This is a genomic window from Seohaeicola saemankumensis, from assembly GCF_021021435.1.
Classification (GTDB): Bacteria; Pseudomonadota; Alphaproteobacteria; order Rhodobacterales; family Rhodobacteraceae; genus Seohaeicola.
The window spans coordinates 45,433-58,442 of record NZ_JAINWI010000018.1 but is presented as its reverse complement, the minus strand read 5'-3'; the positions used below and the strand labels follow the sequence as shown (position 1 = coordinate 58,442).

Below are 13,010 nucleotides of genomic sequence, written 5' to 3'. Positions count from 1 at the left end.
GTATCCTCTCAGTTCCGGTCCGAGGCCGTCAGCCCATCGCGGGCGGCCAGATCGGCCGGTACGGGAATTTCGATATCAAGCAGCATCTGCGCAAACCCTTTGCCTTGCGGGTCGATGCGGACAGAGGCAATGCCGCCCCCGCCAAGCGATTCATGCAACAGGAAGTTCAGCGAATGGCTTCCGGGCAGTTCGAACCGCTCGACCTTGCCGTCGCAAACATGAGCAAAATAGTCTTTCACCACCTCTTTGCTCAGAGCCGAGCGGATATATGGCAGGTAGTCCGGCTTGCGCGCGAGGATGCCGATATTGGCGATATCTCCCTTGTCGCCTGAGCGTCCCCAGGCCAGATCGACGAGGCGCACCTTGACCGCGTCCGAACCGGGCGCGCGGCTATCTGCCGGCGGCGCGGCAGGCGGATCAAGTTGGACTGTCGTGGTGGCCACGGTGACGGGCACATCCTTGCCGTCGACCTCGACAGCGACGGGGGTCTCGGCCTTGCTATGCAAGAAGGAAAACAGACGGACCACCGGTTGCACCTTTGGCCGTCCGGCGAAGAACCCGGTCAGGCCCTGCGCGGTCGAAATCGCCATCGGTGCGATTTCTCCGGCAAAGATGTTCAGCGCAGCGCGATCATCGTGGACCGCGCCGATCTTGAGCACCACCTCGCGGGTCTGGGCGCGTGCATTTGCGCCATAAGTGGACTCGGCGCCCAAAACCTCGACGCTGACCTGCCGGAAATCGCCCATGTTGCGGTCGCGGAAAATTCGGCGGCAGCGGGTCAGAATCGCCTCGGCCACGCGTTCCGCCTTGGCAGGCGCATCAATCGCGGCCAGTGTCAGGGTAGAGACCGCGCGCCAGCCATCAGCATGGGTGGCCGACACCTTGTAGCTGTTAGTGCGCCCCAGACCCCTGCCGCCCTTGACCAGCACTCGATCGCGCCCGACCTGTTCCAGCGTGACCCCGGACCAGTCGCAGATCACGTCAGGCAACAGATAGGCGCGCGGATCGCCGATTTCATAGAGCATCTGCTCTCCAACCGATCCGGGTACGACCAGCCCGCCTGTGTCCGGTGTCTTGGTCATGACGAAACTGCCGTCTTCCGACACTTCGACAATAGGCATTCCCATATCATCCCAGCCCGGCACGTCCCGCCAATCGGTGAAATTACCACCCGTTCCCTGGGGACCGCACTCGATCAGATGGCCGGCCAGCGATCCCTGACTGAGCTTGTCCCAGTCGTCATCGCCCCAGCCGAATTCGTGCATCAAGGGGCCAAGCGCCACCGCGCTGTCGGCGCAGCGCCCCGTGATCACGATGTCGGCCCCGGCATCCAGCGCGGTCGCGATGGGCCGGGCACCCAGATAGGCATTCATGCTCCAGATATCGTCTGGAAATTCGACACCCGAGAACATTTCCGTCTGACCGCTTTTGCGAATTTCATCAGCCCTAGGCAACAGGTCATCGCCCAGCACGACACCGACCGAGAGATCAAGCCCGGCCTCGGCAGCGGCTTTGGCAAGCGCGTCGCGGCATCCACGTGGGTTCACGCCCCCGGCATTGGCAACGACCTTGATGCCCTGACGTTTGATTGCAGGCAGCCACGGAACAAGCGCCTTTACGAAATCCGGCGCATAGCCCGACTCGGGCGTTTTGGCGCGGGCACGCGCCATCAGCGACATTGTCACCTCTGCCAGATAGTCAAAAACAAGATAGTCGATCTCACCCTTTGAGACCAGTTGACCGATCGCTTCCGGCGTATCGCCCCAGAAGCCCGATGCGCATCCGATGCGCAGTTTTCGTTCCGACATGTGCCTCTCCTCCCCGCTTGCTTAGCGGCCCGTCCATTCAGGTTTGCGCTTCGTAATGAAGGCATCAAAGCCTTCTCGCGCGTCTTCGGTCTGTGCTACTCGCGGTAAAAGCGTTTCTGCAAACCGCATTTGCTGCGGATAGGTCATGTCCTCCATCGCGTGACAGGCGTATTTTCCCAGCCGGATCGCGCTCGGCGACTGCGCGGCAATCTGGGCAACCAGTTCTCCAACCTTGTCGTCCAACCCCGCGGCATCGGTCACATAGTTGACCAGATTGAATTGCAGGGCTTCTTCGGCCGTCAGAGGAACGCCAGTGATGAACATCTCCATCAGCCTCCGCCGAGGCAAAACACGCATCATCGGTGGCACGATCGTCATGGGAAACAGGCCCACTTTTACTTCCGGCGTTCCGATGCGCGCATGATCGGCCATCACCGCAAGGTCGCATGCACAGATGATGCCCGCCCCCGCACCCATCGCGACGCCGTTGATGCGCGCGATCGTTGGCTTTCGACACGCCTGTATCGTTTCGAATAACTTTCCGGCAAAATGATCCGGGTCCGAGGGATCCTGAACAAACGGGCCGCCATCCGCACCCGCCTTGATGTCGCCTCCGGCGCAGAAGGCGCGATCGCCCTCGCCGGTCAGAACGATCACACGGCAATCGCTGTTCTTCTCGGCAGCATATATGGCGGCCATGATCCCGTCTGCGACTTCACGGTTTAGGGCATTTCGATTCTCAGGACGTCGAATCGTGATACGCACTTCTTTGCCGAGCGCCTGCGATTGAACAATGCTCTCAGTCATTTCCGAAGTCCCCCCTGTATTCAGAACACCATGCTTTCTTACGTCAGGTCGTTAAAAGCTTGGCTTGATCTATTTTCTAACATATGTTTGATTTTGGTCAACACTGTGGACGGCATTTTTCGGGAGGATGATATGACCACTCAAAGTGAGGCTATAGCGGCTGATTTGGAAGCCATCAGGGCGAACTATTCTTTGACCAGTGAGCAACGCCAGATTGTCGATCACGTGGATCGGGTGTCGCGCGAGGTGCTGCACCCGCTGCAAGCGCGCATGGATGACGAGGAATGGTGGCCGGACGATCTGTTCAAGCAGATGGGCGAACTGGGCTTGCTGGGGATTACCGCGCCTGAAGAGCTTGGCGGATCGGGTCAGAACGAATTCACTCAGGCGCTAGTGTCCGAGGTAATCTCGAAATGGAACCCGGCTGTAGGTCTATCGCACGGGGCGCATGACAACCTGTGCCTGAACAACCTGCTGCGCAATGGATCGCAAGAGCAGGTGAAGAAATATGTGCCTGGTCTTTGCTCGGGCGACCTGGTCGGTGCTCTGGGACTGACCGAACCGGGCGCGGGATCCGATGCACTCGGGTCCATGGCGACCACCGCTCGCCGCGACGGCGATGACTATGTCATCAACGGCTCGAAGATCTACATCACCAATGGCCCGATTGCCGATGTGATCCTGCTTTACGCCAAGACCGACAAATCGAAAGGTGCCAAGGGCATTTCCGCCTTCATCATCGAGACAGACAATCCCGGTTTCAAAGTGGCGCAAAAGCTTGACAAAATGGGCTTCCGCGGTTCGCCCACCGGAGAGTTGGTGTTCGAAGACTGTCGTGTGCCGGCCTCTGCCATGATGGGTGCAGAGAACAGCGGCGTGTCGGTTGTCATGAGTGGGCTCGACCTGGAACGCGCCATGGTAGCCTCGGTCTGTGTCGGCATGGCCGAGCGCGCGCTGGAGCTCGGCCTGGAATATGCGAAGATCCGCGAGCAATTCGGCAAGCCGATCGCAAGTTTCCAGATGGTGCAGTCGAAACTGGCCGAGATCTACATCGAGGTCGAAACCGCCCGCGCCTTCAGCTATCGCGCGCTGGCTGCATGTGTCGGCCTGCCTAAAGGTGCCGGGGGCCGAGGTGAAATCCACAAACTGACTGCGGCAGCCTGTCTGTACGCTGGTGAAGCATTCAACAAGGCGGTGACCGAAGCCTGCCATATCCATGGTGGCTCTGGCTACATGCAGGACACCGAGATCAACCGGCTGTTCCGCGCCAACAAGCTGTTGGAGATCGGCGCGGGCACAAGCGAAGTCCGCAAGATCATCATTGCCGAAGAACTTTTGCGCGCCTGAGGGGGACGTGACCATGAACAAGCAACTGCGCAACGACACCACTTTGCCAACACATTTCATGACGGACGAACAGCAGGCCCTGGCCGATCAGGCAGGCAAGTTCTTCATGTCAGAGTTCCATCACCTCAACGCAGAGATGGATGACACCGACGACCTGCCGACTTCGGTCTTTCCCAAGCTGGGCGAGATGGGCTATCTCGGCCTGAACGTGCCGCCGGAATTTGGTGGTGCCGGGCTCGATTTTACTTCCGCCTGTATCATCACCGAACAGCTGTCGCGGGCCTCTGCCGCGATCGGGCTTACTCATGTGGCCCACGACAACCTGTGCGTCAACAATATCTATCGCAACGCCAATGAGGAGTTGCGCCGCAAGTACCTTCCGGGCCTGTGCAACGGCACGCTGGTGGGTGCTCTGGGCCTGACCGAACCTGGCGCGGGATCCGATGCGCTTGGCTCGATGCGGACAACGGCAAAAAAGGATGGCGACGATTATATCCTGAACGGGGCAAAGATCTACATCACCAACGGGCCGATTGCCGATCTGGTGTTGGTCTATGCCAAGACCTCGCCGGAAAAGGGCGCCAAGGGTATCTCCGCCTTTATCGTGGAAACCGACACGCCGGGTTTCAAGGTGGCGCAGAAGCTCAACAAGATGGGGTTCCGCGGCTCGCCCACCGGCGAATTGGTGTTCGAAGACTGCCGGGTGCCCGCTAAGAACATGGTCGGCAAGCTGGATGGCGGCGTGGCGGTGACCATGTCCGGGCTGGATCTTGAACGGGCTATTGTCTGTTTCAACGCCTTGGGCATTGCACAGCGGGCATTGGATATTTCCATCGACTACGCTAAGACACGCCAGCAATTCGGCAAACCGATCGCCAAGTTCCAGATGGTACAGGCGATGCTCGCCGACATGTATACCCAGATTGAGGCGGCGCGGAGCCTTTCCTTGCGCACCGCAGCCATGTGTGAGGGCCTTGAAGAGGGCGAGGGCGGACGCGGCGAAATCCACAAGCTCACAGCTGCCGCGATCTTCAAGGCTGCCGAGGCGACCTCCTTCGTGTTGGATAGGGCGGTGCAAATCCACGGCGGCTCGGGCTACATGCGCGATACCGAGGTGAACCGGCTTTATCGCACCGGTCGCGTGCTTGAAGTTGGCGCGGGCACCCAAGAAGTGCGTAAACTCATCATTTCCGGCGAGTTGCTGAAGAACTGAGGAGGGGGACATCATGAGCGACAAGAAATTACGGCGCTACGCGCCGGATCTGATGGCGGGCAAGGTTGCCCTCGTGACGGGGTCTGGCTCTGGAATGGGTCGGGCGACGGCGCTTGAGATGGCCTCATGCGGGGCCAGACTGGCGCTGTTTGCGCGCCGTGAAGAGCCGCTGGAAGAGACCGCCGAAATGATCCGCGCGGCGGGAGGCGAAGCGTTTGTCGTGTCCGGCGATACCCGCGACGAGGATAGTATCGAAACCGCTATGGGACGCATCAAGGACCATTACGGGCGGCTGGATGTTCTGGTGAACAATGCCGGTGGCCAGTACATCGCTGCAGCCCGTGACATCACTAACAAGGGCTTCGAGGCGGTCATTCGCAACAACTTGATAGGGTCATGGCAGATGACCCGCGCCGCTGCCGATCATTTCATGTATGACAATGGTGGTTCGGTCGTGTTTGTCACCGCCATCTCAGCGCGCACCGCGCTGACCGGCTTTACCCACACAGTCGCTGCCCGCGCCGGCGTCACAGGCATGATGAAGACACTTGCCGCCGAATGGGGCGAATACGGGATCCGTCTGAACTGCGTTGCGCCGGGAACAATCAAGACTGACGCACTTGGCCGCTATCCCATTCCACCGGAACGGTGGAAAGAATTGAACCGATCGGTCCTGAACCGGATGGGTATGGCCGAGGATATAGCTGGGACGATCATTTTCCTTGCGTCCGATCTGGGGAATTTCATCACCGGCGAAGATATCTATGTTGACGGTGGGGAAACTCTGCATATGGGCCACGATGCCCGCGACATGATAAATCCGCAGATGTTTGAGAAACGCGAACGAGGAGACGGAAAAAATGAGTGAACAACCCGTCCTTCTGGAGATCTCAGACAGGATCGCCACGGTCACGCTGAATGATCCCGAGCGGCGCAACCCGGTGACCGGCAACAACATGATCGCCGCTCTTCTGGAGACCTTCACCAAGGTGCAGGCGAACCCGGAGGTCAGCGTGATGATTCTCACCGGCGCCGATCCGGCCTTTTGCGCCGGTGGCGACATCAAGGAAATGAACGACCCCGAAAGCGTGTTCCGCAAGGAGCCGCTTGCGGCGGCGCAGAGTTATGTCGATGGGGTGCAGCGCCTGCCACAGGCCCTCTATAATATGGATGTTCCGACGATCGCCGCGGTCAACGGACCTGCGGTCGGCGCTGGCTGCGACCTGACCATGATGTGCGACATGCGCATCGCCTCAGAGAAAGCAAAATTCGGCGAGGTGTTTCTGAATCTCGGGATCATTCCGGGCGATGCAGGTAGCTGGTTTATGTTGCGTCGTCTGGGCCATCAAAAGGCCGCCGATCTGACCTTCTCTGGGCGCATGGTCGGGGCCGAAGAGGCGCTGGAGCTTGGCATGGTGCTTGAACTTGTGCCCCATGAAAAATTGATGGAACGGGCCCGCGAACGGGCTGCCGTCATCGCAGCGAAACCTCCGCGGGCGGTGCGGATCGCCAAGCGTCTGATGCGCAATGCCGAACGAATGGATCTACCGGATTTCCTGAACTCTGCCGCGGCCTATCAGGCGCTCATGCATCAGACCGAAGACCACCACGAGGCGGTTGCTGCGTTCATCGAGAAACGCAAACCCAACTTCACGGGGCGCTAATGGGAAATTCCTATGTCTGATATCTCCAAAAAGAAGATGGAGCAGATCGCCCTGATGTGGAATGCGCGCGGTAAGGGGCTGATAACGCATATGGCGCTTGAGATCGAAGAGGTCTCGACCGAGGGCGTTCGGGTTCGGATGCCGTTCAACCCTGACTTTTGCGTCGACGTGGATCAAACCAGGCTTCATGGTGGCATCCTGACGGCCCTTCTGGATAGTGTCTTCGGACTGGCAAACTTTGTTGCTATCGAAGGCGTCAGCACGATGGCGACTCTTGACCTCAGAGTTGATTATCTGCGCCCTGCCCGTTCGCGCGCGGATGTGATCGTTCGCGCGCATTGTTTTCGCGAGACCCGCCACATTGCCTTCAATTCCGGCAGCATCTGGTTCGACGGCCATGAGGATGCCGAAATAGCCCGTGGAACCGCCTCGTTTGCTTTGACGCGTGGTGACACCAGCCTGTTTGACGCGCTAACTGAAAGAGAAGCCTCGTGATAGATTTGCAAATTGTCAATGCACACGCATCAAGAGTGCCATTCTTCCGTTTTCTCAATTTTGAAGTTCAAAGCCTGGACGGTCTCCATGCCGAAGCGGAAATTACCTTTGAAGACCGCCATATCGGAAACCCGGTCATGGAGTATTACCATGGCGGCATAATTGCGAGTTTCATGGAAGCCACTGCCGCCATCGCGGTACAGCCCGATTTCGCGGACGTTCCGGCCAAGCCGATTAACCTGACCGTCGATTATCTGAGACCAGGTGTGAAGGGACCGCTTTTTGCCCACGCCAAAGTGACGCGCAAGGGCAAGCGGATGGCGAGTGTCAGCGTGATTACTTGGCAGGCGGAACGGGAAAAGGCGGTCGCGGAAGGGCTGTATCACTTCCTTTTGGTGTAATCACATCAATTGGTTTCGGGCGTGTCTTGCCCCGTCGATGGAATGGCCTCTCGTTTGCAAATTCCTTCCAGTAGAAGATCGATGAGCATCGCGGAGAACTCAGGCAGAGATATATACCCTTCCTCTCCAGCCTTGTTCGGATTGAACCACTCTACCGTCCAGTTCAAGGCGCCCAACATGACTTGGCGCAAGGGAACGATCTTGATATCCGACCTTATCGCGCCGTCTTCCTGAGCTTCGCGGAGTATACGGTCCCAGAGTTTTCCATATTCGTGACGAATAGCTCTGTGCCTCTCCCTGAAATTATTGGGAAGCATTCCATAGCTTCGGATGTTCGCCGAAGTGAATTCGCTTGCCTTGAAGAGGAAATCCAGGTGCGTCCAGATTGCAGTCGCTATCCTGGCGTGATGATCGTACGGCGCATCGAATTTCTGAACCGCCGCTTCGACGCCAGTTAGCAAGTCGCCCAGTCCGGCGTTCAGAACTTCGTCAACGATCGTTTCCTTGGAGTTGAAGTGGTAGTAGACGCTGCCCGCCTGCATGTCCGCTTCTTCTGCGATCTTCCTCAGCGTCGTTGCCTTATAGCCATTGTCCCTTAGAACGCGCGCTGCGGCCTGAAGAATTTCTCCTCGGGTCTTCGCGGCCTTGCCGTTGGAATCCTCGGTCTTGGCGGGAACGGCGGGATACAGTTTCAAACCTTTGGTGTCCGCCCTGTCACGGAAACACATTCCGTCAAGTATAAGCTTGCTCATCCGTTCCGCGAGGATGCGCACCGGATACTTGTCGACATTATACCATTCCACGGTCCAGTTCATGGCGCTCAGGATAAACTGCCGGATCACTGTCGTGGATATGTCACTTCGAAGGTGACCGGCGCGTTTGGCGTCATTGAGGAATCTGCCCCAAGCCCCTGCATATGAAGCACGCAACTCGCGATGCGGGGCGCGTGTTTCGTCTGACAACATCGGATAGTTCCGAATATTGGCCGACGTGAAGTCGCTGTCGGTCAACAGATAGGTCAGGTGTGTTTCAATCAGCAATTCGAAGGTCTTGCGAAAATCCTCTGAACTTCTCGTTGCCGATCCAACGATGTCACTGACTTTCTCATAAAGTTGACGCACGCCAAGTTCGAGAACTTCGCTCAGAATCTGGTCCTTGGATTGAAAGTGGTAATAAATGCTGCCGGCCTCAATGCCAGCTTCCTGCGCGATGTCGCGCATCGTCGTTGCGTGATAACCTTCATACCGAAAAAGTCGTGCGGCCGCAGCGAGTATGGCTTTGCGGGTCCTCTCTGATTTGCTCAGATCGTCATTCACTATCCTGGTATCTTCAATCTGTCGTGCCATCCAATGTCGATACTTGTCAGAGGTGAGGCTGTCTATTGCAATAAATCTAACAACTGTTAGAATACATCAAAGTGAGCGTCGAATCAAGCTCCTTAGAAAGTGTAACGGGAGAGGAGAACTTCCACATGCGAGGGTTGACTGAAAAACGGGTCATCGTGACCGGCGGTGGCAGCGGCATCGGTCGTGCAGTTTGCGAACGGTTCGGCGAATATGGTGCCGAGGTGGCCGTTTTCGATCTGAACATGGAAGGGGCGGAAGAAACTGTTCGACTGATCACCGAGGCCGGTGGAAAGGCGCAGGCCTTCAAGGTAGATATCACCGACCGCGCTCAGGTCGACACGGCAGTGGCCGGGTTCGAGGCCGGAGGGCCGATTGATGTGCTGGTGAACAACGCCGGCTGGGACGTGATCAAACCGTTCCTGGATACCGATGCCGATCTTTGGAAAAAGGTCATCGACATCAATCTTTATGGACCGCTCAATATGCATCACGCGGTGCTTCCAAGCATGGTTAAAAACGGGGGCGGCCGCGTTGTCAATATCGCGTCTGACGCCGGTCGGGTCGGGTCATCGGGCGAGGCCGTCTACTCGGCCTGCAAGGGCGGCATCATCTCGTTCACCAAGACCGTGGCGCGCGAACTAGCACGCAAAGGTATTCAATTGAACGCGGTTGCGCCCGGCCCCACCGACACTCCGCTTTTCGCTCAGGTTGCTGAGGGCGAGGCCGGTGAAAAGATCGCCGAAGGTCTCAAGCGGGCAATTCCGATGAAGCGCCTGGCACAACCGTCAGATTACCCTGGCATCATTTGCTTTCTTTCGTCGGATGACGCTGGGTTCATCACCGGCCAGGTGATTTCGGTTTCAGGCGGCTTGTCCATGCACGGTTAAAACGCTGGCAGCGGAGCCGGTCACACGGCGCTGCTGCCAAATCGTGCCAAGAGTTACCTCCCTGACTGGCCGTGCATTAAGTACGGCCATTTTTTTTCGGTGCGGAAAGGTTGCGAATGTTTCAACCAGACTCTGACATTCAGCGGACAAGCACGCTGACCGGTTTTTTGAAAGACTGCGGCATTGACAGTTACGAGGGTCTTGTCCGCCGCTCGAATGAAGAGCCGGACTGGTTCTGGGGCCGGATCATTGAACATGCCGGTATACGGTTCATGCGGCCCTATACGCGGCTGCGGGATATCTCCCAAGGTTCCGAATCAGTCAAGTGGGCCGTCGGAGGCACATTGAATCTGACGGAAACCTGTCTTGACGTTCGAATTGCCGACGGCCTGGGCGACAAGGTCGCAATCGACTGGGTCGGCGAGGACGGAAGCCGCCGCCGCTGGACCTATTCCGAACTTGCCGCCGAAGCCTCCCGTGTCGCCTCAGCCCTTGCCGCCCGCGGTGTAAAGCCCGGCCAAGCGGTCGGCATCTATATGCCGATGATCCCCGAAATCGAGGCCGCGCTTATGGGTATTGCCCGGCTGGGCGCGGTGGCGGTGCCGCTGTTCTCCGGCTTTGCGCCCGCAGCCATCGTATCGCGGCTGAACGATGCCGCTGCGGTGGCGGTGTTGACAGCGGACGCCACACCCCGACGAGGCAAGCCAGTATGGATGGAGGCGACCCTTGCCAAGGCCCTGACCGAGGTGCCAACGGCCCATACCGTAATCAGCCTGCGACGGTTCGGCGGCGCGGTGGCCAATCCAGCCCGCGATCTCGACTGGGCCGAAACCGTGGGGGCGGCCAGCCCGGATTTCGCGGCTGTTCCAGTCGCGGCCGAAGACATCTTTCTGATCGCCTACACCTCGGGCACGACCGGTCGGCCCAAAGGCGTCGTGCATACCCATTTGGGGGCGCAGGCAAAGGCCACGGCCGATTTCATGCTGTGTCTCGACATGAAACAGGATGACCGGCACCTATGGATGACCGACATGGGGTGGGTCATGGGCCCGCTCACGCTTTTGTCGGTGCTCTTGTCCGGTTCGACGCTGATACTGGCCGAGGGTGCACCATCAACGCCAGGCGATCCCTTTCGGCTGTTACGTCTTGCTTCCGATATGAACGTGACCCACATGGGCGTCGCCCCAACCCTGGTGCGGCAGTTCATGACGCAGGATTCTGGACTCTTGACGGGCTACGACCTGTCGTCCCTGCGCATTGTTGCCTCGACCGGTGAACCCTGGACCCTCGACGCCTGGCTGTGGCAACTCGACCATATCTGCCGCCGCCGCGCGGTGCCGCTGAATATCTCGGGCGGGACCGAGCTTTTCGGCGCGATCCTGACTTCGACCGTGCTGCACGAAATCAAACCTGGCGGATTCTCCGCCGAGGCGTTGGGTGTCGGGGCGAAAGTGCTGAGCGAGGACGGCAGCGAAGCCCGCCCGGGCGAAGTGGGCGAACTCGTTGTGACACAGCCACCGCTGGGCCTGACCCCCGCCATTTTGAGAGACCGCGAGCGCTACCTTGAAACCTACTGGTCCACTTATCCCGGCATCTGGCGGCATGGTGACTGGGTGCGCTGCGATCCAGACGGGACATGGTACATATTAGGAAGGTCGGATGACACGCTGAACATCGCCGGCAAACGCATAGGACCACCCGAGATCGAGGCGGCCCTCACCGAGACGGGACAGGTGGTGGAAGCCGCAGCCATTGCCGCGCCCGACGAGATCAAGGGGGTGGCCGTGGTCTGTATCTGTGTGCCGGCACCGGGCGTGTCGCCCGACGCTGCCCTTGTCGAACAGCTCAAGGATCAGGTCGGAGAAATCGTCTCGAAACCCTTCCGCCCGCGCGAGATCCACTTTGTCGAGGCGCTGCCAAAAACCCGGAGCATGAAAATCATGCGCCGGGTCGTACGCGCCGCCTTCCTCGGTCAGGATCCGGGCGATCTGTCATCGATCAGCAACCCTGAAACCATTCAGCCTATAGCAAACCTGCAAAAGGAGAAATCATGATCACTGTATTCGGAGCCACGGGCACCACTGGCGCGCCTCTTGTCGATACGCTTCTGGCAAAAGACGCGACCGTGCGTGCTGTCACCAGCGATACCTCCAAGCTAGACGCGCTTAAGGCCAAAGGATGCGTGGCAGTCGCTGCGGATTTCGCTGATCCCACAGCGCTGGCGCGGGCCTGCGACGGAGCAGAAAAGATATACCTGGTTACGCCTGCCCATCGGGACATGCGTCAGTGGAAGGCGAATGTGGTCGCGGCGGCCAAAGCTGCTGGCGTGCGCCATATCGTTGTAGCCACGGGGCTTGGCGCGTCGCCCAAGGCGGGGCTGACCTTTGGGAAATGGCATTCCGAAACCCAGGAACTGTTGAAGCAAAGTGGCCTTGACTGGACCTTCGTTCAGCCGACGTATTTCATGCAGAATCTGCTCTGGCAGGCCGGAAATATTGCAAAAGATGGGGTCTATTACGACGATCTGGGCGGCCCCGTAGCCTGGATCGACGCCCGCGACATCGCGGATGTCGCCGCCGAGGCGCTGACCGCTCCGGGGTACGAAGGCAAGGCTCTTGGTCTGACCGGACCCGAAGCTCTTGCCGGAGAGGATATTGCCGCCCTCCTGTCCGAGGTGACAGGCCGGACTGTCACCTGCGCGCCCCTGTCGGCCGAAGATGCCAAGGCGGGTATGGTCGCAGGCGGAATGCAGGACGAGGTCGCCGGAGCCATGGTCGAACTGGCCTCCATAGCGCCCAAGGGCTACCTTGCCGGTATCGAGACCACGGTCAGCGACGTGCTCCGCCGCCCGGCGCGTCGATTTGCCGATTTCGTCGCCGAGAACCGGGATGCTTTTGTCCTGTGACCTTGCGGCGCCGCCGCTCTATCTCGAGTTGGCGCCGCCTCAGGAAGCGGCCACACAGATCGACCACCTTTTCGTGTTCCGCGATACCGGTGTGCTAAGCCGTCGTGGAAGCGGCCGGTTCGCAACTGACCTCTTTA

12 protein-coding genes are annotated in these 13,010 nt (G+C 58.9%); 9 read left to right on the top strand and 3 right to left on the bottom strand.

From position 1 onward, the window contains the following. Positions 1-8: 8 nt before the first annotated feature. Together K7H22_RS16700 and K7H22_RS16695 are read right to left on the bottom strand one after the other, a co-directional pair. A complete protein-coding gene (locus K7H22_RS16700; protein ID WP_230802024.1) occupies positions 9-1,808 on the bottom strand; it encodes an acyclic terpene utilization AtuA family protein in 1,800 nt (599 codons plus the stop codon). A gap of 21 nt (positions 1,809-1,829) precedes the next feature. Next, positions 1,830-2,615 (bottom strand): enoyl-CoA hydratase-related protein, encoded by a 786-nt coding sequence (locus K7H22_RS16695; protein ID WP_230802023.1) that lies wholly within the window; start codon positions 2,613-2,615, stop codon positions 1,830-1,832. Positions 2,616-2,747: 132 nt separating this feature from the next. Here K7H22_RS16695 and K7H22_RS16690 point away from each other — a divergent pair, with 132 nt between their 5' ends. From K7H22_RS16690 to K7H22_RS16665, 6 genes are read left to right on the top strand one after another with little or no spacing between them, the layout of a single operon-like run. After that, positions 2,748-3,962, top strand: coding sequence for an acyl-CoA dehydrogenase family protein (locus tag K7H22_RS16690; protein ID WP_230802022.1), 1,215 nt, complete (start codon positions 2,748-2,750; stop codon positions 3,960-3,962). Between the two features lie 13 nt (positions 3,963-3,975). Then, positions 3,976-5,175 carry an acyl-CoA dehydrogenase family protein gene (locus K7H22_RS16685; RefSeq protein ID WP_230802021.1) on the top strand — a complete coding sequence of 400 codons (1,200 nt, stop codon included), beginning with the start codon at positions 3,976-3,978 and terminating at the stop codon, positions 5,173-5,175. 13 nt (positions 5,176-5,188) lie between these two features. Further along, positions 5,189-6,043, top strand: a complete 855-nt coding sequence (locus K7H22_RS16680) for an SDR family NAD(P)-dependent oxidoreductase (RefSeq protein ID WP_230802020.1) — start codon at positions 5,189-5,191, stop codon at positions 6,041-6,043. After that, entirely contained in the window at positions 6,036-6,839 is an 804-nt protein-coding gene (locus K7H22_RS16675; RefSeq protein WP_230802019.1) for an enoyl-CoA hydratase-related protein, read from the top strand. The genes K7H22_RS16680 and K7H22_RS16675 overlap by 8 nt, the downstream gene beginning before the upstream one ends. 12 nt (positions 6,840-6,851) lie before the next feature. Continuing rightward, positions 6,852-7,334 (top strand): PaaI family thioesterase, encoded by a 483-nt coding sequence (locus K7H22_RS16670; protein WP_230802018.1) that lies wholly within the window; start codon positions 6,852-6,854, stop codon positions 7,332-7,334. Continuing rightward, a complete protein-coding gene (locus K7H22_RS16665) occupies positions 7,331-7,735 on the top strand; it encodes a PaaI family thioesterase (RefSeq protein WP_230802017.1) in 405 nt (134 codons plus the stop codon). Before K7H22_RS16670 ends, K7H22_RS16665 begins: the two co-directional genes overlap by 4 nt. Positions 7,736-7,740: 5 nt before the next feature. Here K7H22_RS16665 and K7H22_RS16660 read toward each other — a convergent pair whose 3' ends face one another. Next, the gene (locus tag K7H22_RS16660; RefSeq protein ID WP_230802016.1) at positions 7,741-9,081 is read right to left on the bottom strand and encodes a TetR/AcrR family transcriptional regulator; all 1,341 of its coding nucleotides are present in this window, start codon (positions 9,079-9,081) and stop codon (positions 7,741-7,743) included. 125 nt (positions 9,082-9,206) lie between these two features. On the opposite strand from K7H22_RS16660, the gene K7H22_RS16655 reads away from it, so the two are divergent. The 3 genes from K7H22_RS16655 to K7H22_RS16645 all read left to right on the top strand — a co-directional run bounded on the left by K7H22_RS16655 (position 9,207) and on the right by K7H22_RS16645 (position 12,873). Beyond that, positions 9,207-9,968 carry a glucose 1-dehydrogenase gene (locus tag K7H22_RS16655; protein WP_230802071.1) on the top strand — a complete coding sequence of 254 codons (762 nt, stop codon included), beginning with the start codon at positions 9,207-9,209 and terminating at the stop codon, positions 9,966-9,968. Between the two features lie 116 nt (positions 9,969-10,084). After that, complete coding sequence (locus K7H22_RS16650; RefSeq protein WP_230802015.1) at positions 10,085-12,022, top strand: AMP-binding protein; 1,938 nt, start codon at positions 10,085-10,087, stop codon at positions 12,020-12,022. Further along, complete coding sequence (locus K7H22_RS16645; RefSeq protein WP_230802014.1) at positions 12,019-12,873, top strand: NAD(P)H-binding protein; 855 nt, start codon at positions 12,019-12,021, stop codon at positions 12,871-12,873. The genes K7H22_RS16650 and K7H22_RS16645 overlap by 4 nt, the downstream gene beginning before the upstream one ends. Positions 12,874-13,010 lie beyond the last annotated feature (137 nt).

Excerpts from the sequence above, each read along its gene's own strand:
- K7H22_RS16700 (WP_230802024.1), bottom strand. The coding sequence starts at position 1,808 with ATGTCGGAACGAAAACTGCGCATCGGATGCGCATCGGGCTTCTGGGGC.
- K7H22_RS16695 (WP_230802023.1), bottom strand. The coding sequence starts at position 2,615 with ATGACTGAGAGCATTGTTCAATCGCAGGCGCTCGGCAAAGAAGTGCGT.
- K7H22_RS16690 (WP_230802022.1), top strand. The coding sequence starts at position 2,748 with ATGACCACTCAAAGTGAGGCTATAGCGGCTGATTTGGAAGCCATCAGG.
- K7H22_RS16685 (WP_230802021.1), top strand. The coding sequence starts at position 3,976 with ATGAACAAGCAACTGCGCAACGACACCACTTTGCCAACACATTTCATG.
- K7H22_RS16680 (WP_230802020.1), top strand. The coding sequence starts at position 5,189 with ATGAGCGACAAGAAATTACGGCGCTACGCGCCGGATCTGATGGCGGGC.
- K7H22_RS16675 (WP_230802019.1), top strand. The coding sequence starts at position 6,036 with ATGAGTGAACAACCCGTCCTTCTGGAGATCTCAGACAGGATCGCCACG.
- K7H22_RS16670 (WP_230802018.1), top strand. The coding sequence starts at position 6,852 with ATGTCTGATATCTCCAAAAAGAAGATGGAGCAGATCGCCCTGATGTGG.
- K7H22_RS16660 (WP_230802016.1), bottom strand. The coding sequence starts at position 9,081 with ATGGCACGACAGATTGAAGATACCAGGATAGTGAATGACGATCTGAGC.
- K7H22_RS16655 (WP_230802071.1), top strand. The coding sequence starts at position 9,207 with ATGCGAGGGTTGACTGAAAAACGGGTCATCGTGACCGGCGGTGGCAGC.
- K7H22_RS16650 (WP_230802015.1), top strand. The coding sequence starts at position 10,085 with ATGTTTCAACCAGACTCTGACATTCAGCGGACAAGCACGCTGACCGGT.
- K7H22_RS16645 (WP_230802014.1), top strand. The coding sequence starts at position 12,019 with ATGATCACTGTATTCGGAGCCACGGGCACCACTGGCGCGCCTCTTGTC.